General features: G+C 74.6%; 21 protein-coding genes. 13 read left to right on the top strand and 8 right to left on the bottom strand.

Annotated elements, in window-relative coordinates; genetic code table 11:
• Nucleotides 1-284: 284 nt before the first annotated feature.
• Nucleotides 285-1133: a hypothetical protein gene (locus ACI79R_RS14390; RefSeq protein ID WP_456574318.1), complete on the top strand. Its 849-nt coding sequence runs from the start codon at nucleotides 285-287 to the stop codon at nucleotides 1131-1133.
• A gap of 362 nt (nucleotides 1134-1495) precedes the next feature.
• On the opposite strand, the gene ACI79R_RS14385 is transcribed toward ACI79R_RS14390, so the two are convergent.
• A complete protein-coding gene (locus ACI79R_RS14385; protein ID WP_456574317.1) occupies nucleotides 1496-2461 on the bottom strand; it encodes a hypothetical protein in 966 nt (321 codons plus the stop codon).
• A 192-nt stretch (nucleotides 2462-2653) separates the two neighbouring features.
• On the opposite strand from ACI79R_RS14385, the gene ACI79R_RS14380 reads away from it, so the two are divergent.
• The 7 genes from ACI79R_RS14380 (at nucleotide 2654) to ACI79R_RS14350 (ending at nucleotide 7455) form a co-directional block, all read left to right on the top strand.
• The gene (locus tag ACI79R_RS14380) at nucleotides 2654-3907 is read left to right on the top strand and encodes a CpaF family protein (RefSeq protein ID WP_456574316.1); all 1254 of its coding nucleotides are present in this window, start codon (nucleotides 2654-2656) and stop codon (nucleotides 3905-3907) included.
• Entirely contained in the window at nucleotides 3904-4767 is an 864-nt protein-coding gene (locus tag ACI79R_RS14375) for a type II secretion system F family protein (RefSeq protein ID WP_456574315.1), read from the top strand. The genes ACI79R_RS14380 and ACI79R_RS14375 overlap by 4 nt, the downstream gene beginning before the upstream one ends.
• Nucleotides 4764-5705, top strand: a complete 942-nt coding sequence (locus tag ACI79R_RS14370; protein WP_456574314.1) for a type II secretion system F family protein — start codon at nucleotides 4764-4766, stop codon at nucleotides 5703-5705. Before ACI79R_RS14375 ends, ACI79R_RS14370 begins: the two co-directional genes overlap by 4 nt.
• Before the next feature lie 28 nt (nucleotides 5706-5733).
• The gene (locus ACI79R_RS14365; RefSeq protein WP_456574313.1) at nucleotides 5734-5940 is read left to right on the top strand and encodes a hypothetical protein; all 207 of its coding nucleotides are present in this window, start codon (nucleotides 5734-5736) and stop codon (nucleotides 5938-5940) included.
• On the top strand, nucleotides 5933-6382 hold the full coding sequence (locus tag ACI79R_RS14360; protein ID WP_456574312.1) for a TadE/TadG family type IV pilus assembly protein: 450 nt from the start codon (nucleotides 5933-5935) through the stop codon (nucleotides 6380-6382). The genes ACI79R_RS14365 and ACI79R_RS14360 overlap by 8 nt, the downstream gene beginning before the upstream one ends.
• Nucleotides 6379-6843, top strand: a complete 465-nt coding sequence (locus ACI79R_RS14355; protein WP_456574311.1) for a hypothetical protein — start codon at nucleotides 6379-6381, stop codon at nucleotides 6841-6843. Before ACI79R_RS14360 ends, ACI79R_RS14355 begins: the two co-directional genes overlap by 4 nt.
• 84 nt (nucleotides 6844-6927) lie before the next feature.
• The gene (locus ACI79R_RS14350; RefSeq protein WP_456574310.1) at nucleotides 6928-7455 is read left to right on the top strand and encodes a hypothetical protein; all 528 of its coding nucleotides are present in this window, start codon (nucleotides 6928-6930) and stop codon (nucleotides 7453-7455) included.
• A gap of 76 nt (nucleotides 7456-7531) precedes the next feature.
• Here the strand turns inward: ACI79R_RS14350 and ACI79R_RS14345 are convergent, their stop codons facing one another.
• The 4 genes from ACI79R_RS14345 to ACI79R_RS14330 are packed head-to-tail and all read right to left on the bottom strand — an operon-like array spanning nucleotide 7532 to nucleotide 11765.
• The gene (locus ACI79R_RS14345; protein WP_456574309.1) at nucleotides 7532-8386 is read right to left on the bottom strand and encodes a GntR family transcriptional regulator; all 855 of its coding nucleotides are present in this window, start codon (nucleotides 8384-8386) and stop codon (nucleotides 7532-7534) included.
• Nucleotides 8387-8396: 10 nt separating this feature from the next.
• Nucleotides 8397-9440 (bottom strand): 4-hydroxythreonine-4-phosphate dehydrogenase PdxA, encoded by a 1044-nt coding sequence (gene pdxA / locus ACI79R_RS14340; RefSeq protein ID WP_456574308.1) that lies wholly within the window; start codon nucleotides 9438-9440, stop codon nucleotides 8397-8399.
• A gap of 25 nt (nucleotides 9441-9465) precedes the next feature.
• A complete protein-coding gene (locus ACI79R_RS14335; RefSeq protein WP_456574307.1) occupies nucleotides 9466-10698 on the bottom strand; it encodes a four-carbon acid sugar kinase family protein in 1233 nt (410 codons plus the stop codon).
• Nucleotides 10695-11765 carry a 2-keto-3-deoxygluconate permease gene (locus ACI79R_RS14330; RefSeq protein WP_456574306.1) on the bottom strand — a complete coding sequence of 357 codons (1071 nt, stop codon included), beginning with the start codon at nucleotides 11763-11765 and terminating at the stop codon, nucleotides 10695-10697. Before ACI79R_RS14330 ends, ACI79R_RS14335 begins: the two co-directional genes overlap by 4 nt.
• Before the next feature lie 259 nt (nucleotides 11766-12024).
• Here ACI79R_RS14330 and ACI79R_RS14325 point away from each other — a divergent pair, with 259 nt between their 5' ends.
• The 3 genes from ACI79R_RS14325 to ACI79R_RS14315 all read left to right on the top strand — a co-directional run bounded on the left by ACI79R_RS14325 (nucleotide 12025) and on the right by ACI79R_RS14315 (nucleotide 13892).
• Nucleotides 12025-12684: a DUF4142 domain-containing protein gene (locus ACI79R_RS14325; protein ID WP_456574305.1), complete on the top strand. Its 660-nt coding sequence runs from the start codon at nucleotides 12025-12027 to the stop codon at nucleotides 12682-12684.
• Nucleotides 12681-13364, top strand: a complete 684-nt coding sequence (locus ACI79R_RS14320; protein WP_456574304.1) for a class F sortase — start codon at nucleotides 12681-12683, stop codon at nucleotides 13362-13364. Before ACI79R_RS14325 ends, ACI79R_RS14320 begins: the two co-directional genes overlap by 4 nt.
• 216 nt (nucleotides 13365-13580) lie before the next feature.
• Nucleotides 13581-13892 (top strand): hypothetical protein, encoded by a 312-nt coding sequence (locus ACI79R_RS14315; protein ID WP_456574303.1) that lies wholly within the window; start codon nucleotides 13581-13583, stop codon nucleotides 13890-13892.
• Nucleotides 13893-13895: 3 nt separating this feature from the next.
• On the opposite strand, the gene ACI79R_RS14310 is transcribed toward ACI79R_RS14315, so the two are convergent.
• Nucleotides 13896-14621 carry a DUF4230 domain-containing protein gene (locus ACI79R_RS14310; protein ID WP_456574302.1) on the bottom strand — a complete coding sequence of 242 codons (726 nt, stop codon included), beginning with the start codon at nucleotides 14619-14621 and terminating at the stop codon, nucleotides 13896-13898.
• 162 nt (nucleotides 14622-14783) lie between these two features.
• A complete protein-coding gene (locus ACI79R_RS14305; RefSeq protein WP_456574301.1) occupies nucleotides 14784-15419 on the bottom strand; it encodes a maleylpyruvate isomerase family mycothiol-dependent enzyme in 636 nt (211 codons plus the stop codon).
• A 126-nt stretch (nucleotides 15420-15545) separates the two neighbouring features.
• Between ACI79R_RS14305 and ACI79R_RS14300 the strand changes: the two genes are divergently transcribed.
• Complete coding sequence (locus ACI79R_RS14300; RefSeq protein ID WP_456574300.1) at nucleotides 15546-16103, top strand: isochorismatase family protein; 558 nt, start codon at nucleotides 15546-15548, stop codon at nucleotides 16101-16103.
• A gap of 139 nt (nucleotides 16104-16242) precedes the next feature.
• On the opposite strand, the gene ACI79R_RS14295 is transcribed toward ACI79R_RS14300, so the two are convergent.
• Nucleotides 16243-17187, bottom strand: a complete 945-nt coding sequence (locus ACI79R_RS14295; RefSeq protein WP_456574299.1) for a hypothetical protein — start codon at nucleotides 17185-17187, stop codon at nucleotides 16243-16245.
• A 193-nt stretch (nucleotides 17188-17380) separates the two neighbouring features.
• On the opposite strand from ACI79R_RS14295, the gene ACI79R_RS14290 reads away from it, so the two are divergent.
• Nucleotides 17381-17608, top strand: coding sequence for a hypothetical protein (locus ACI79R_RS14290; protein WP_456574298.1), 228 nt, complete (start codon nucleotides 17381-17383; stop codon nucleotides 17606-17608).
• The last annotated feature ends 27 nt before the right edge of the window (nucleotides 17609-17635 follow it).

Raw genomic sequence — 17635 nt, 5'->3', positions numbered from 1 at the left:
CTGCCCACGGTGGTGGGCAGAGCACGAGCGTCCGGGGACCACCCCGTGCCGGACGGAGGAGTGGAAGTCATGCGCGGCTTCGCCGACGGGATGTCCTGGGGGAGACGCGGACGTCCTGGGGACCGGCAGCGGATCGGCTGTGGGCGTGCCAGGTGGTGCTGCCGACCTCTCGCTCTGCCGATGGTCAAGGACACGAACAGTGGGCTCGGCGCGCCGGCGGTCGGTGCTGTCGACGACCGGTAGCCGTCGGCCGGGCGCAGATCGACGCTTCAGAGGGTGGATGTATGGAGACCTGCAGCGCGTGCGGTGGCAAGGCCTCAGGCATGTGCGTCAGGTGTCACACGAACCTGTGCTGGCGCCACGTCGGTACACAGGTCTCCGAGGACCAGCGGCGCCAGTACCAACCCCTCAACCCCGTGCAGGCCGCGCACCATACCGACAGGACAGGGAGTGGGCTCAAAGGCGGCACCCTCGGCCAGCTGATGGCGGAGGTGAACGACCTGTGGCTGTGCGGGGCCTGCCTCGTCGCGGCTGAGGAAGCAGCCGTCGCTGCCATCGACTGGTCGATGGCTCCGCCGCTGCCGACGACCGGTGATCCGATCGGGCGCCTGCTGCAGTTGACCGACGACGTGAAGCAGTACTGGGGGTACTACCCCGAAGAGCAGTGGGCCGCCGCAGTGGATGCCGCTCTCGACGAGGCCGGTGGCGTCGTCGCACTGTGCGACCGAGCCGCCGAGAAGGTCTGGTCGGAAGGGGAGCGCTACGTGGTCTCGGGCCGCGGGGGCGTCTTCAAGCGACGGGACCGCAAGCTCGTCGCCCGAGCGGGCCTGATACGCACCGGCCACTCCGTCACGCGCAGCAACTGGCACGAGCCGGAGATGGTGACGTACGACAAGCCACTCGTCGTGGACGGCGAGGGGAACTGGTGGGTCATCCGCGACGGCGAGCAGGTGCCGTGGGTCCCGGTCGAGAGAACTCTCAACCTGGCCGTGGAGGTCGCGGCGAAGGTGCTCAGCGGCAGCCCCGAGATACGGCTGGAGCACAAGCACCTGCACATGAACGAGTACGCGGCCATCAAATCCGATCCGGCGGCGGTCGAAGCAGGTCTGGCGGTCGCGCGTCCACGGAGGTGACGAGGGGAGACGCCGGAGACTGGACGGCAGACCACGTGTCGCCGGACCCGTCGTCGACGGTCAGCCCGGCGGCGCGCCCGCCGGGCACGGTCCACCCCGTCACCTGGTCGGGCGCGTGCTGTCGGTGGCCGCGGTGAAGGCCACGTGATCGTCGCGCGAGAGTCCGCCGAGCCGCCTGCCCTCGCGGTCGCCGGGATCCTGGCAGTGGATGGCAGCTCGGCGTCCGGGGGTGAGGTGCGCCAGGGGGCAGGTCATCCAGACGTGCTGGCCGCGCAAGCAGGCAGGCCTCGAGGCCGCCGGACCGACTCCGATCAGTCCCAGGCTCCTCGATCACTCGGTCTCCGGAGCCCTCCGGGTCCCGTTCAGTTCACGGCGGGGCAGAAGATCCGCTCGAGGAAATCCGCCATGGCTCGGGCGTCGGCGACAGGGGCGCCGTCGCTCACATCGCGGTCGATCATGCCCTGAACGGTCACAGTGCCAGCGTGGAGATCCCTGCAGTTGTCGATCATCACGACTGCGAACGACTGTGCGTCTTCGAAAGCGAGGGGCACCCCCCGCGTCAGGCCGTAGCCAGTGTCCCCGGCTACCTGGCCCAGCTGGCGAACGAGTTGGTCGCTGACCCCTGCCGCGCGCACGTAGTCGCGTATCGAGGTGTCCTGGGTGGGCGTCGCGGCGCTCGGGGGGTCGTCGGGGTTGTTCGAGGAGTCGTAGGTCGAGTGATCGCCGCTGCTGGCAGTGGCCTCCGGGTCGTCGTCTCCGAGGCAGCTGCTCAGTGCGAAGAAGCAGACGAGGATGATCGCGACGACGAAGCCGATCCCCACGATCGCGTCGCTGCGATCGGTCCTACGCGTGATGAGCTCCTGCTTCTCCGCAGCAGCCTCACCGCCGGGGCATGGCTCCCTGTTGCCCTGCACCCACCTCCCGTGGAACGGCATCTCGACGCGCTGGAAGGTGGCATAGGCCAACGTCTCGACCTTCGAGCACGTGGCGCAGGTCAGACGTGTCCGCCAGGCCGCGTTGTCCTGGAACCTGACCGTGGCTTCCTTGAACACCGCGTGAGGGGCCCGAGCTGGCCGCTGGGGGAACACCGCGGCCGTGAAGTACCCGGCAGGCTTGCCCCCGCCGGTACAGACTGCAGGCTTGCCCCCGTAGCCGCTGTGCGGCTTGATGCGGAGGTCCAGGTCCACCGCTGTGTCCACCCCGCATTCGGGGCAGGCACCCGTGTTGGCAGCGCCCTCCAGCACGGAGACGGCGGCACGAGACGGCGTCATGTTCTTCCACATCGGCAGGTTCAGGCGTGGCTGTGTCCGTGTGAGCCGGCTCGCCACGTCCTGCCGGCACCTTCGCGGTGCTGGTCTCCTCGGACGGCTCCCGTCGGGGGCAGCCACCGCCTCGCGTGTCACCCGGTCCGGTGGTCGTGACGCTGGGTTGTCCACAGGTCCCCGTTCGGGGGACACGGCGGACCGCGCGGTTCTCCTACAGTCCCGGTCCACGTTCTCGACCAGGCCGACGGGGGTGCCGTGCCGACTGCGACCAGTGCGCTCGAGGTCGTCGACGGTGAGGTCCGGGAACTGATCCGCCGGCGCGGCCTCGATCCGCTCGCCGACCCCGCGCCGGTGCGGGTGCTCGTGCGCGACGTCGTCGCCGACTACTCGGAGCGGTCGCTGACCTCGGCGCTGCCGCCGATCGGCGATCCGGAGTCCGTGGTCCGCGACGTACTGGACCGCGTGGCCGGTTTCGGGCCGCTGCAGCGGTACCTGGACGACCCCGAGGTCGAGGAGATCTGGGTCAACGAGCCCGGCCGGGTGTTCGTCGCCCGGCGCGGCCGCAGCGAACTAACCACGACGATCCTGGGCGCCGGTGAGCTGGCCGACCTGGTCGAGCGGATGCTGCGCACCAGCGGCCGCCGCATCGACATGTCGACGCCGTTCGTCGACGCGATGATGCCCGACGGGTCCCGGCTGCACGTGGTCATCCCCGACATCACCCGGCGCCACATGGCGGTCAACATCCGCAAGTTCGTGCTGCAGGCGCACTCCCTCGACGAGCTGGTCGCCCTGGGCACGCTGACCGCCCAGGCCGCCCGCTTCCTCGAGGCCGCGGTCGCCGCCGGGCTCAACGTGCTGGTCTCCGGCGGCACCCAGGCCGGCAAGACCACGATGCTCAACTGCCTCTGCGCCGCGATCCCCGCCCGCGAGCGGGTGATCACCTGTGAGGAGGTGTTCGAGCTCCGCGTCCCGCTGCCCGACGTCGTCGCCATGCAGACCCGCCAGCCCAACCTGGAGGGCGCCGGGGAGATCCCGCTGCGCCGGCTGGTCAAGGAGGCGCTGCGCATGCGGCCCTCGCGCATCGTGGTCGGCGAGGTGCGCCAGGAGGAGTGCCTCGACCTGCTGATCGCGCTGAACAGCGGCCTGCCCGGCATGTGCACGCTGCACGCGAACAGCGCCCGCGAGGCCGTGACGAAGATGTGCACCCTGCCGCTGCTGGCCGGGGAGAACATCGGCCATGCCTTCGTCGTCCCGACGGTGGCGGCCAGCGTCGACCTCGTCGTGCACGTCGGCACCGACCCGTCCGGGCAGCGCCGGGTGCGCGAGATCGTGGCCGTCCCGGGTCGCGCGGAGGACGGCGTCGTCGAGCTCGCCGACGTCTTCACCACCCGCGACGGGCGGCTGGTGCGCGCCGCCGGCTACCCGCCGCACCCCGAGCGGTTCGCCGCGCTGGGGCTCGACCTCGCCGCGCTGCTGGACGACGGCGCCGCGCGGAGGTCCGCGTGAGCCTGTCGGGTGCGCTCCTGGGTCTGCTTCTCGGCGTCGGCCTGCTGCTGATCTGGCGCAGCGGTCCGCGCGCGCCGCAGCGCCGGACGACGCCCCGGCAGGCCGGACGGCGCCAGCAGCTGCTCGCCGCCGCCGGCCTGACCGGCATCAACGCCGCCCAGCTGCTCGCCCTGCAGGTGGGGCTGGGGCTCACCGCGCTGGTCGTCGTCCTGCTGACCACCGGCACCGTGACGGTGAGCCTGGCGTTCGCCGTCTTCGGGTTCGCGCTGCCCGCCGTCCAGGTCCGGCGGCTGGCCGCCCGCCGCCGGGCCGACCTGCGCGAGGTGTGGCCGGAGGTCGTCGACAACCTCGCGTCGGCCGTGCGCGCGGGGCTGTCGCTGCCCGAGGCGCTGGGCGCGCTCGCGGTCCGCGGACCGGAGGTGGTGCGCCCGCCGTTCGCCCGGTTCTCCACCGACTACCGCAGCAGCGGCCGGTTCGGCGACTGCCTCGACCGGCTCAAGGACGACCTCGCCGACCCGGTCGGCGACCGGATCGTGGAGACGCTGCGGGTGGCGCGCGAGGTGGGCGGCAGCGACCTCGGCCGGGTGCTGCGCACGCTGGCCACCTTCCTGCGCGAGGACGCCCGCGCCCGCGCGGAGCTGGAGACCCGTCAGGGCTGGGTGGTGCAGGCCGCACGGCTGGCGGTCGCCGCACCATGGGTGGTGCTGCTCCTGCTGGCCACCCAGTCCACGACGCTGGCCGCCTACGACTCCCCGGCGGGCACGGCGCTGCTGCTCGGCGGCGGGGCGGTCTGCGTGCTCGCCTACCGGCTGATGCTTCGGATCGGGCGGCTGCCGCAGGACGTGCGGGTGCTCCAGTGAGTTCTGCCCTGGTCGGCATGCTGCTGGGGCTCGCCGCGGCGACCGGGCTGCTGCTCGTCGTCTCCTTCGCGCCGCCGTTCCGCTCGGTGCGACTGGTCGACCGGCTGGCGCCCTACGTGCACGACACCCCACCGCCGTCCCGGCTGCTCGGCACGGCGACCGAGCCGGGCCTGCTCAGCGCTGCGCGCCGGGTGTTCGGCCCGGTGGTCGCCGACGGCGCCCGGCTGGTCGACCGGGTGCTGGGTGGCCGCTCCGCCGTCCGCCGCCGGCTGGACGCCCTCGGCGGCGACGGCACGGTCGAGGACTTCCGCATCGAGCAGGTCGTGTGGGGCGGGCTGGGCCTGGCCGGCGCCGCCGTGGTGGCGACCGTCGGCTCGGTGGTGGCGGGCAGCGTCAACGTGCTGTCGGTGGCGCTGCTGTGCGTGGCCGGCCTGCTCGGCGGGGTTCTCGGCCGCGACTGGTGGCTGACCCAGCAGGTGGGCCGGCGGGAGGAGTTGCTGCTCGCCGAGTTCCCCGTGGTCGCCGAGCTGCTCGCGCTCGCGGTGACCGCCGGCGAGAGCCCGGCCGCGGCGATCGACCGGGTGACCCGGCTCTCCGGCGGCGAGCTGGCCCGCGACCTCGGCGCCGCGTTGGGGCGTGCCCGCGCCGGGGTGCCGCTGACCGAGGCGCTGCAGCAGGTCGCCGACCGCACCTCGCTCGACGCGCTGGCCCGGTTCGTCGACGGGCTGCTCGTGGCCATCGAGCGCGGCACCCCGCTGGCCGAGGTGCTGCGCGCCCAGGCCGCCGACGTGCGGGAGGCGGGCAAGCGCCGGCTGCTGGAGGCCGGCGGCCGCAAGGAGATCGCGATGATGGTGCCGGTCGTCTTCCTGGTGCTGCCGGTCACCGTCCTCTTCGCCCTGTTCCCGGGCCTGATCAGCATCGTGTCCCTCGCGCAGTGAGCGCGGGGGGAGGAGTGGAGGACGACGGATGCGCGCCTACGCGTACCTGATGGCGGCGCTGGGCGCCCTGGCGGATCGCGTGCGGGACGAGGACCCCGAGCGGGGTGACGTCCCCGGCTGGGTGATGATCACCGTGATGACGGCGGCGCTGGTGCTGGCGATCCTCATCCCGTTCCGCGAGGCGATCGTCGACGCGGTGCAGAACGCGCTGAGCTCCGTCACGAGCGGTGGCTAGCGGACCCTTCCGCCTCCCACCGCTCGTGCGCTCGCAGCGGAGGTCTGCGGAGGGGCCGGGCGAGCGGGGCAGCGCCGTCGTCGAGTTCGTGCTCGTCTCGGTGCTGGTCGTGGTGCTGCTGCTCGCGGTGCTGCAGGTGGCGGTCTACGTGCACGTGCGCAACGTGGTGACCGCCAGCGCCCAGGAGGGCGCCCGGTACGCGGCCAACGCCGACGTGCCGTCGTCGGCGGCGGCCGACCGCACCCGGCAGATCGTGGCGCAGGCGACGTCGCAGCAGACCGCCGACGGGCTGGCGTGCACCGCGGCCGAAGAGGTCGACGACACGGGGCTGACGCTGGTCGTCGTCCGCTGCGCCGGGTCGGTGCCGGCGCTGCTGGCCGGGCTGGGCAACCTGCTGCCGCTCGAGGTGACCGGCCGGGCGGTGGCGGAGGCGCCGGCGTGAGGTGGCTGCGGGACCGGCCGGCCCGGGACGGCGAGCGCGGCTCGGCGCTGGTCGAGTTCGTGTTCGTCGCGCTGGTGGTGTTCGTGCCGCTGGTCTACGTGGTGGCCGGGTTCTCGGCGGTGCAGCGTGGGGTGTTCGCCTCGACCGCGGCCGCGCGCGAGGCCGGCCGGGCGATCGGGACGGCCGACGACCCCGTGTCCGGGCAGGCGAGGGCGCTGCGGGCAGCGCAGCTCGCGGTCGCCGACCAGTCGGTCGACGTGAGCGACGTCCGCGTGGCCTACGCGCCGGTGGGTGCCGGCTGTGACGCCGCCGGCTCGTACACGCCGACGCTGACGCCGGGGGAGGAGTTCTCGGTCTGCGTGACCGTGACGGTGCGGATCCCGCTGCTGCCGGAGTTCGTCGACGCCAACACCGCGACGGGTCAGTTCGTCGTCGAGCGCGACCGGTACGTGGACGGCTGACCCGTGCGCGGGGCCCTCGACGGTCCGGCCGCCCCGCACCACACTGGCCCCGCGATCGGGGACCTGTGCGCGAGGGGACGGCCGATGGGCGGGGACACGGCAGTCACGGCGTCCGCACCCGAGCGCCCATCCCGCCGCCCGGCCATCGTCCTGATCGCCGTGCTCGGCGTGCTGATCGTCGGGGGAGTGGTCGCCTACCTGCTCGTGTTCGGGTTCGGTTCCGACGCTCCCGGCTCCGACCTCGAGGGCCGCTGGACCGGCACGCAGACGGTGGCCTCGTGCGAGGCGGTCGTCTGCCCGCCGGGCGAGGAGGCGGAACTGGTCGTCGAGTGCTCGTGGACGGCCTGCACCGTCGAGGTGTTCGACGATCCGGTGGAGCTCGAGCCGTCCGGGGACGGGGTCTCCGCCTCGGGCTCCGTTCCGCCCTGGGCGCTCGACTCCTGCGTCGGAGGCGGCTTCGTCACCGGTCGCTGGGCCCTGGACCTCCGCCTCGACGGGGAGACGCTGACCGGCCGGTACACCGAGGAGGTCACCTCGGGGTGCGGGCCGGTGGGATCGAGGAGCGTGTCGGTGACCGAGTCGTCGTGGGACCTGACGCTGACCCGCGCCTGAGGCGGGTGCCCCGCCGGCGTGTGCGCCGACGCCGCAGTCCGGGCCGCAGAACGCGCCCTGGGCGCACACGCTGCGGTCAGCTGGTCCCGTCGGCCAGCGCCCGGAGCCGATCGGCGAGCTGCTGCGCCTGCTCCGCCGCCGCCCGCAGGTCGCCGGGCGGCGATGGGGGCGAGTCGGCCGGGGGCCCGGCAGCGGCGTCGCCCGCGTCGACCACCAGGTCGACGTCGAAGGCGACGTCCTCGGCCCGGTGCCAGGTGGCGAACACCTCCAGCGGTGCGCCGTCCTGGTCGCAGGTCTGCCCCTCGAGCAACAGCAGGGGAGCCCCCGGCTCGGTGTCCAGCTCGCGGGCGAGGTCGGCGTCGGCGGCGACCGCCCGCACCTGCCGCCGTCCTCCGGTCGGTCGGGCGCCGAAACGGCGGGTGAGCACCTCGTACAGCGACGCGTCGGTGAGCTCGTCGGCGGTCAGCCCGGCGCAGCGGGGGAGCGGCAGCGCCGTCCGGATCCGGGCCACCGGCCGCCCGTTGACGCGGCGGAGCCGCTCCAGCCGCAGCACCCGGTCGGTGCCGAGCCAGCGGTCCGGACCGGCCGCGTCCTCGGTGAGCCCCAGCACCTCCGTGGTGACCTCCAGCCCCTCCGCGGCCATCTGGGCGAACAGCCCGCTGGCGCGCTGGACCAGCCGGCGGTGCTGCCGGGGCGGCGCCACCACGCTGCCCCGCCCGCGGCTCCGCTCGACCAGCCCCTCGGCCACTAGCGTGGCCAGCGCCTGCCGGACCACCGAGCGGGCCACCCCGAACCGCTGCTGCAGCACGCTCTCGCTGTCCACCGGGGATCCCGGCGGCAGGCGGTGGTCGCGGATCTGCTCGCGCAGCGCGTCGGCGACCTGCGCGTGCAGCGGCCGCCCGGCGGTGCGGTCGAGGGAGGGGCTCGGCACCTGCGCGACCCTAGGCGCCCAGCTGTGCGGCCGAGTCCTGGGCGGTCTGCCAGACCTGGTCCCAGCCCCGCGACAGCGCCGCGGCCCGTCGGCAGGACAGCACCAGGCTGCCCTCGCGGGCGATGCCCTTGCCGGCGATGTCGAAGGCGGTGCCGTGGTCGACCGACACCCGCACCACGGGCAGGCCCACGGTGATGTTCACGCCGTCGTCCCCGTAGACGGCCTTGAACGGCGCGTGCCCCTGGTCGTGGTAGCAGACGACGACCATCTCGTACTTGCCCTTCACCGCGGCGGGGATCAGCGCGTCGGCCGGCAGCGGGCCGATGGCGTTGACGCCCTCGGCGCGGACCGCCTCCACGGCCGGCTCGAGCACGTCGGCGTCCTCGTCGCCGAAGATCCGGTTCTCCCCGGCGTGCGGGTTGAGCCCGGCGAGCGCCACCTCGGCGTCCGGCCGCCCGAGAGCGCGGGTGAACGCGCCGGCCAGCCGCAGCACCGCCTGGGTCCGCTGCGGCGTGACCGCCTCGATCGCCTGGCGCAGCGACACGTGCGTGGTCAGGTGGAACAGGTAGAGGTCGCCGGCCGACAGCACCAGGCTGAAGTTCTCGACGCCGAACTCGTGGGCCAGCAGTTCGGTGTGCCCGGGCCAGGCGTGGCCGGCGGAGTGCATCGCGGCCTTGTTCAGCGGAGCGGTGACGATCCCGTCGACCTTGCCGGCCTTGGCCAGGTCGCAGGCGGCGACGACGAAGCGGTACGACCCGTCGCCGGCGACCGGGCTCAGCTCGCCGAGCGGCACCTCCGGCATCGGGTCGCCGACCTGCACCACCTCGACGGTGCCCGGCTCGTTGGTCGCCGCGCGCGGGTCCTCGATCTCGCGGACGACGGACGGATCGCCGCCCACGGCCTCTACGGCCCGGCGCATCGCGCCGGCGTCCCCGACGACGACGGGCACGCACTCGTCGCGCAGGTCCGCGTGGTGGAGCAGGGTCTTGGCGGTGATCTCCGGGCCGATCCCGGCGACGTCACCGATGGTCACGGCGAGCGTGGGCTTGTCCACGTCTGTCCTCTCCTCGTGCGTTCTGTCAGGCCCGGCCGGCGGGTGCCACGGCGCGGACCAGGGTGTCCGGCGTGCCGAAGCCGCCGGCCTTGGTGGTGATCGCCAGCCCGTCGACGTCGCCGCCGACGAGCCGGCCGTGCGGAACGCCCTCGTCCACCGCGCCGACGACCTCGATGCCCGTGCACCCCCACCGGTCCACCAGCGCCCGGGCGCCGTCGCCACCGGTGACGACGACGCGGCGGAACGGCCGCGCGGCGTGCAGGCGGGCGACGAGATCGGCCAGGGCCCGGGCGACCGTGTCCGCGCGGGAGTCGGCGGTGCGCTCCTCGGGAGCGGTCACCAGCACCAGGGCGGGTGCGCCGTCTCCCGGGACGGCGCGCGCCGTCCAGTCCGCCCAGCTCGCCTCGTCGGCGAGGTCCGCGGCGCCGGGAGCCAGGTGCAGCAGGTCGTCGCCGTACTCGTCCCGCAGGCGGGCCTCCTGCTCACGGGCGGCCCGGTGCAGCGAGGTGACCAGCACCAGCAGTGGCCGCTCGTCCGTCGGCGGGTGCTCGGGCCGGGCGGTGCCCGTATCGGGCTGCCACCGGGTGGCCAGCGCGCCGGCCAGCCCCGCGGAGCCGGCCGGCACCGCGTCGGGGCCGAGCTGCGTGACCGCCTCGGCGATGCGGGCCAGGTCGCCGTCGTCCCGGGCGTCGACGGTGACCACCCGGCTTCGCCGGCCGGCCGCGACCAGTGCCGCGGCCAGCTCGTCGGCGCCGCCGCCGGCCGGCTGAGGCACGTGCGCGGAGCCGGGCAGCAGCTCGGCCAGCAGGGAGGTGCGCACCGGGGTGACCGGGTCGCGCCCGGCCGGGCCGTCCTCCAGCGCCTGGCCACCGGCGAGTGCGACGCCGTCCGCGACCACCCGGCCCATCGCCGGGTAGGCGGGGCAGACGACGGCGAAGGCGGCCGGCCGGACGGCCGACCAGCTCTCCAGCGCGCCGCGCACCTGACCCGCGACCGAGCCGCGCATCGTGGAGTCGATCTTGACGTAGAGCCGGTCGGCGCCGGACTCGTGCAGCCGGGTGACCGCGGCGGCGGTGACCGGGGCGGCCTCGTCGCCGAGCGCGCGGGCGTCGGTGCACTCGGCCAGCACGCCGGCCGCCGCCAGGCGCTCGCCGTCCGGCCGCAGGCGCAGCACGGTCGGCCAGCCCTGACGGGCGAACTGGACCGACGTGTCGGTGGCGCCGGTCAGGTCGTCGGCGACGATGCCGATCCGGGTCACGGTCGCCCGTCCGTCGTGCCGGGGTCGCGCGCGCCGCCCTCGGGGCCGCCGGACACGGTGGCCTCCGGCACGTCGAGCTCGTCCTCGGTGGTCAGCCCGCCGGCGCGCTTGAGCACGAACGACGCGACGACGGGCGCGAGGATCGCGGTGACCAGCGCGGAGGCGGCCACCTGCGCGGTCGCGGTGCCCACGAACTCGGTGAACCGGGGGTCGGCGGCCGCGACGATGCCCGGGGTGGCGATGGCGTTGCCGGCCGTCGTCGCCGAGGCGAAGCCGATGCCGGCCTTCCGCCCACGACGCAGGATGAAGCGGTAGCCGACGTAGACCAGCGACCCCGTGATCAGGACGACCGCGACGCCGACCGCGATGCCGCCGATGCCGCCGGTGACCACCGCTCCGAGATCGATGCCGGTGCCGAGGGCGAAGGCGAAGAACGGGATGACGATGTTGGGCACCGGGCGCAGCACCTCGCGCCACTGCGGGTCCACGTTGCCGATGATGGCGCCGAGGATGAACGGCACGACCGCGGCGACCAGGGTGAGCACCGGGATGTCACCGAGCCCGGAGGCGCCCAGGAACAGCAGCGAGAAGAACGGGCCGTCGTTGATCGCCGAGGCGAGGTAGGCGCCGCGGTCGCGGTTGTCGCCGTACTTGCCGGTGAAGGCCAGCCACAGGCCGCCGTTGCTGTTGTCGAAGGCCGCGAGCAGGCCCAGGATCGACAGCCCCCAGAAGCCGTCGAGCCCGACCCAGAGTCCCAGCAGCACGATGAGGCCGGCCGGGATCAGGCTCTTGAACAGCAGGATCACGCCGGTGTGGGCCAGCACCGGGCCGCCGGTGCGGAAGGTGACCTGGGTGCCCGTGGCGAAGATCAGCAGGGCGATGAACGGCAGGGCGCTGTCCTGGAACAGGGCGGTGGTGAAGCTGCCGATGGCCAGGGCGTCCGGGGCGAAGGTGCCCAAGACCGAGCCGAGGACCAGCGGGATCAGCATCAGCCCACCGGGGATCCGGTTCATCGTGGCGAACAGCGGCACGCGGGACCGCTCCGTACCGGACGGGGTGGAACTCATGGAGCACTCCTCCGTGCGCAGCGGCGCGCCGGTTGTGCGTACAAGTTGTCCGTACCTTTGTACCTGACTCGGCCGTGGACGGGTACCCCTCGGGCGAAGGTGCCGCCGCCAGCCGCCCGGCGTCCGACCTCCGACGCCCGGAGGCAAGGTCGCGCGCGATCTTGTCGTGCGCATGAGATGCGGGTCACACGGGTAGCGGCGGGGCCTCACCCACCGCGGCCTCAGCCCCGGGTCGCCTGCATGCCGTCATGGAGTCCGCATGCGTCTGCTGTCCCGTTTCCTCCTCCCGGCCGCGGTGCTCGGCGCCGTCGTCCTCAGTGCCTCACCCGCCCTCGCCGCGCCGTCCGAGCAGGACGTCTCGTGGATGCAGGCCGCCCACCAGAGCAACCTCGCCGAGATCGCCGCCGGACAGGCCGCGCAGCAGTCGGCGACCGACGACCGCGTGCGCCAGCTCGGTCAGATGTTCATCCAGATGCACACCCAGCTCGACCAGCAGCTGACCCAGGCCGCGCAGCAGCTCGGCGTGCAGCTGCCGGCCGAGCCGAGCGCGGAGCAGCAGCAGCAGCTGGCCGCCGTCCAGCAGAACACCGGCCAGGCGTTCGACTCGGCGTGGATCTCGCAGCAGCTGGCCTCGCACACGACCACGCTCGCGGCCGGTCAGCGGGAACTGGAGAACGGCAGCGACCCGACGGTCCTGGAGCTAGCGCGGGCCAGCGCACCGGTCGTCGAGCAGCACCTCGTGGAGCTGCGGAACCTGGCGGCCGCCTACGGCCTGCCGACCACCGTGGACGCCGGCAGCGGCGGTCAGGCCGCCGGCGACTCCGACCTCATCGGGTGGGGCATCGCCGGCGCGGGTGGCATCGCCCTCCTCGCCGGCACGGTGGGGCTGGTGCACCGGCGCCGGGCGACCGCGGCGTGACGGCCCCGCGGTTCCGGCACCCCTGGGTGCTGGTCGCCGCGGGCGCCGTGCTCGTCGGCTCGGGGCTCGTGCTGGTCGGCACCGGGCCCCGAGCCGACGCCCCCGACTTCGGCACACCCATCGCGGCCACGGCGCCGGCGAGCACGGCGCCGCCGAGCCCGACGTCCCCCCGCCCGGAGCCGCCGCCTCCTCCGAGCCGGCCGCCGGCTCCGGTCGCGACGGCGAACGCCGCGCCGGTCACCGTGACCCTGCCCGCCACGCCCGACCCGGTGCCGCTGGTACCGGTCGGCGTGCTGCCCGGCGGCGCACTGCAGCTGCCCGAGCGGCCCAGCGTCCTGGGCTGGTACGCCGCCGGCGCCGTGCCCGGCGACCCGGCCGGGACCGCCGTGGTGGCCGGGCACGTCGACTCGGCCGTCTACGGCGCAGGACCGCTGGAGGGGCTGCTCGACCTGGCCATGGGCGACCGGGTGACCGTCACCGACGCGGTGGGGGACGTGCACCAGTACGTGGTCGCCTCGCGGACGTCCTACGCCAAGGCGGCCCTGCCCGCCGAGCTCTTCCGCGCCGACGGGCCGGCCCAGCTGGCCCTCGTCACCTGCGGCGGGGAGTTCGACGAGCGCACCGGTCAGTACGCGGACAACGTCGTCGTCCTGGCCGTCCCGGACCCCGCCGGCCCCTGAACCGGCGCGTGCGCCGACGCCGCAGATCCGGCCTCGGAACGCGGCCTGGGCGCACACGCTGCGGCGGGCGGCGGGCTAGCGCGACCGTCGCTGCCGGTGACGCGGTCGACGGACATGGCCTCGCCTCGGGGCGTGCGCAACGGGCGAAGGACCCTGTCCGCCGGACCGGGTCCTCCCTAGCGTCGGCCTTCCGACCCCACCTCAGAGGAGCCCGCCATGCGCCGTGCCGCCGTCGTCGCCGCCACCGCCGCCACCCTGCTGGGGGCCGGTCTCGTCGTCGCACCGGCCGCGTCGGCCGCACCGGCGAGCGGCGGGGCGTGCCCGCGGGGCGCCCAGTCCGACCGCGCGGAGTGGGGCGCGTCGTGGACCCGCTACCCGGCCACCGATCCGATCCCCGGCTACGACCGGGGCCAGCTGGTCGACCGCAACGGCAACGGCTGGGTGTGCGCCTGGACCCCGCGCGGCCTGTTCGACCCCACCCAGACCAGCCCGTGGGTGGTCGTCGACGACTCCGTGCCGGCCCGCTGAGGCTCAGCTCCCCGCGCCGGGAGCCTCCTCGAACTCCACGGTGACGCTGTCGACGCCGAGCGACCCGGCCAGCGCGGTCAGCATGTCGCGGGTGTTGTCCTCGGCCCGGTCGAGCAGGTCGCTGTGCGCGGCGGCCCCGGCCAGCTCGTCCTCGGCGTCGGCGTAGAGGCCGCTCTGGTCGTCGGCGCTGTCGGCGAACAGGTCGCCCACCCGCTGCACGAGCCCGCGGTCGCTGTCGAGCAGCCGGCTCTCGTCGGGGTCGACGTGCGCGTCCCCGAGCTGCGGCGCCGGGAGCGTGATGGTCGCCGACGTCCCCTCCTCGGTCTCCGACAGCGCCACGCGGTCCTCGTCGAGGTCGGAGAAGTCGACGTAGGCGTCGACCGTGCCGACGGCGAGGAACTGCACCCGCTCACCGCTGACGAACGAGGGCACCCAGGCGACGTCGCGCTCCTGGTCGATGACGACCTGGAAGGTGCCGGTCGCGGCGTGGTACTCCTCGAGGTCCTCCAGCGCGACCAGCAGGGGCGTGGTGCTGCGGTCGATCGTCGTCTCCTCGAACGGGGTCGACCAGTCCGAGATCCAGCCGGCGACGGCGCCGACGACGGGGACGGCGACCGCCACGGCGGCGCCGGCGGCGATCAGCTTGCCGGGGACCCGGCGCCGCGGCCGGCGGGCCGGCGCGGGGGCGGAGGAGGCGACGTCGTCCCGGGACTGCAGCAGGGTGGGCATGGTCAGGGCACGCTCCTGGCTGGGAGAAAGTGGGGGGATTGGCCCCTTCAGCACGGGCGCGGCCGCCCGCATTCCCGTCCGCGCGGCGTGTCGGACGCGGTAGGAGGACCGTCTGGCCGGTGACCGGAGCGACCGGGGTGACCGTGTGCCCGATGTCGTCCGCTAGAGCTGGGTCCGCAGCGCGGCGAGCCCGTCGCCACCGAGATCGGCGAGGGCAGCGGTGCGGCCGCTGATGACCGACACCAGGGCGGCCGCCGGGCCGGTCACCTCCGGGCCTTCGCCGTGCCGCCAGTCGGTGTCCGTGGCCACGAAGGTGCGACCGTCGAGGACGCCCGTCGGCAGCGCCCGCCGGGCGCGCGGACCGGTCAGCTGGCCGAGGACGATCCGGGCGCTCTCCGGATCGGTGGGCGAGGGGACCTCGAGCGGTCGGTAGACGTCCTGCGCGTGGATGACCAGGTGGCTGAGCTCGCCCTCGGGCGGGGCGCCCGGCACCGCGAAGCGGCGGCCCTCGGTGGCGCGGAGCCCGGCGACGACCTCCTCCGGGGAGCGCCGGTCCGCCCGCGCCCAGCGGTCGGCGGCCCGGTCGAAGTCGAACCGGGCCCGCAGCATGAGTGCGAGGAACCGGGGGCCGGTGAGCTCGTAGGGCATGAGGAGGTGGACCACGAGGTCGCGCACCGACCAGCCCGCGCAGAGGCTCGGTGTCCGCCACTCCCGCTCTCCCAGGCCGTCGAGGACGGCGAGCAGTGCCGTGCGCTCGGCCGCCACGCGCGTGTCGAGGTCGTCGGTCGTGCCGGTCATGTCGAAGCCCTCCTGCCATGGCGGCGGGACGCCGTCCGCCCACACCCCACCACGACAGACGGCGACCGCCGTCGGAAGTCATCGCCGTGTGTTGACGGCCGCCGTCCCGGGCGGTGGGCTGGCCCGGTGACCACGCTCGAGAACCGTCCGGAGACCGCGCTGCTCGTCATCGACGTCCAGAACGGCGTCGTCGGCGGGGCCCACGACCGCGACGCCGTCGTCGGCCGGATCGCCGGCCTGGTCGACCGGGCGCGCGCCGAGCAGGTGCCGGTCGTCTGGATCCAGCACTCTGCCGACGAGCTGCCGCTCGGCAGCGACGAGTGGGAGATCGTCCCGGAGCTGACGCCCGACGAGGCCGAGCCGCTCGTGCACAAGCGCTACGGCGACTCCTTCGAGGACACCGAGCTCGAGCAGGTGCTGCTCGACCGCCACGTCGGCCGCCTGGTGGTGGTCGGCGCGCAGAGCGACGCCTGCATCCGCTCGACGATCCACGGCGCCTTCGTCCGCGGGTACGACGTCACGCTGGTCACCGACGCGCACACCACCGAGGACCTCACCGCGTACGGCGCCCCGGACCCGGCGCAGGTCGTCGCCCACACGAACCTGTACTGGAGCTTCCAGGCCGCGCCGGGACGGACGGCCGCCGCGGTCGGCAGCGGGGAGGTCGACTTCCGCGGCGCGTGACGTCCCCGTCGCGGACGGGGTCACCCGGACGGCGGACGGTGGGCCCTGACCCCGACGCGGACAGCAGCAGACCCCGCCGTCTCGGGACAGGGCGGGGCCGGCTGGACCGGGGCGGGGACGGGCGCGCCGTCCCCGGGTCTCAGGGGGTGTAGACCTGGCTGATCGCGGTGACCTCGCCGCCGGTCACGGTCACGCTGGTGTAGACGACGGGGTCGCCGGCGTCCACGACCAGCCACGTCCCGTCCAGCGCGCCGGCGCCGGGGAGCGCGATCTCGTCCAGCGTGTAGTCGTCGAGGTAGGAGACGGCGGCATCGGCCGCCACGGGAAGCCGGACGACCAGGTCGTCCTCGTCGCGCACGTAGTACATGGAGCAGTACTCCATGTCGGTGACCGTGAGCCGGTCCTCGCGGCAGGCCTGCTCGGCGGCCGGGCCGGTGAACCACTCGACCCTGTCGAGGAGCACCTGGTCGTCGGAGGCCGCCCGGAGGATGCCGGTGTAGGTGCCGTCGGGCAGGTCGCCGTCGACGACCGGCTGCGTCGTGGCCACCTCCTCCTCCGAGACCACGCGGAAGTCGGCACCGGTCCACTCGTACACGACGGTCCCGAAGTGCTCGGGGCAGCACTGCGCGTCGGCGCCGGCGCGGGTCGGCCCGGTGAGGGTCACCCGGCCGTCCCCGGCGGTGACGTCGGCACCGATGAAGGACAGCCCCCCGCCGAGCAGCCCCCGCAGCAGCGGCTCGCCGCGGGAGACGTCGAAGACCACGACGTCGTCGGCGCGCGTCGACGTCGGGGCGGGACAGGTCAGCTGGACGAGGACCTCGTCGGTGCCGTCGCCCGTGGCGTCGCCGCGGTGGATGTCGATCGGCCACTCGTCCCAGGTGGCGCCGTCCCAGCCGCCGGCCAGCCACTCCTCGCGCGAGTGGCACCCGGCGGCGTCGTAGGCCGGCGGCTTCCAGTCGACGTCGACGACCACCGGCTCGGCGGCGGCCGGCTCGACGGTGGCGCCCTTGTCCGACCAGCCCAGCCCGCACCCGGCGAGGACGCCGCCGGCGAGGAGCAGGACGGCGGCGGAGCGTGCGGACATCGGGGCCTCCGGGAGACGGTGCGGGGCAGGTCCCGCACCGGGGAGATCGGGCCGCAGCACACCCCCGTTGACCGCGCGAGCCGGCGCCTCACCCCATGGGGGGAGGCGCCTCCGCGACACGCCGGAACGGTTCCGTCCGGACACGCCGGGCGCCGCGCATGGCCGCCCGGGGACGGCGGGCACCGACGCCGCCATGACCGTGACGGACAACTGGCGTTCGACCCTGGACGGACTGCCCCTGGAGGCACGGATCAAGGCGCTGCTCTCCTACGAGCTGGCCTCCGACCGTGCGGCGGGCGCGCCGGTCGAGGTGGTCTCCGCGGCCCTGCGCGCGGTGGCGACGGCGGAGGGGCTGGACTCGCACCAGCCGTGGATCGACGCGGCGGTGGCCCGCATCAGCGCCGGGCGGACGACCTGGTGACCGCCCGCTGAGCCACGCACCCGCAGC

Source organism: Blastococcus sp. SYSU D00820, from assembly GCF_054050695.1.
The sequence above is the reverse complement of the archived record's forward strand: the minus strand, read 5'-3'. Positions and strand labels throughout refer to the sequence as shown.

Coding starts and splice junctions, on each gene's coding strand:
- ACI79R_RS14390 (WP_456574318.1), top strand. CDS start 285: ATGGAGACCTGCAGCGCGTGCGGTGGCAAGGCCTCAGGCATGTGCGTC.
- ACI79R_RS14365 (WP_456574313.1), top strand. CDS start 5,734: ATGCGCGCCTACGCGTACCTGATGGCGGCGCTGGGCGCCCTGGCGGAT.
- ACI79R_RS14350 (WP_456574310.1), top strand. CDS start 6,928: ATGGGCGGGGACACGGCAGTCACGGCGTCCGCACCCGAGCGCCCATCC.
- ACI79R_RS14330 (WP_456574306.1), bottom strand. CDS start 11,765: ATGAGTTCCACCCCGTCCGGTACGGAGCGGTCCCGCGTGCCGCTGTTC.
- ACI79R_RS14325 (WP_456574305.1), top strand. CDS start 12,025: ATGCGTCTGCTGTCCCGTTTCCTCCTCCCGGCCGCGGTGCTCGGCGCC.
- ACI79R_RS14315 (WP_456574303.1), top strand. CDS start 13,581: ATGCGCCGTGCCGCCGTCGTCGCCGCCACCGCCGCCACCCTGCTGGGG.
- ACI79R_RS14310 (WP_456574302.1), bottom strand. CDS start 14,621: ATGCCCACCCTGCTGCAGTCCCGGGACGACGTCGCCTCCTCCGCCCCC.
- ACI79R_RS14305 (WP_456574301.1), bottom strand. CDS start 15,419: ATGACCGGCACGACCGACGACCTCGACACGCGCGTGGCGGCCGAGCGC.
- ACI79R_RS14295 (WP_456574299.1), bottom strand. CDS start 17,187: ATGTCCGCACGCTCCGCCGCCGTCCTGCTCCTCGCCGGCGGCGTCCTC.
- ACI79R_RS14290 (WP_456574298.1), top strand. CDS start 17,381: ATGACCGTGACGGACAACTGGCGTTCGACCCTGGACGGACTGCCCCTG.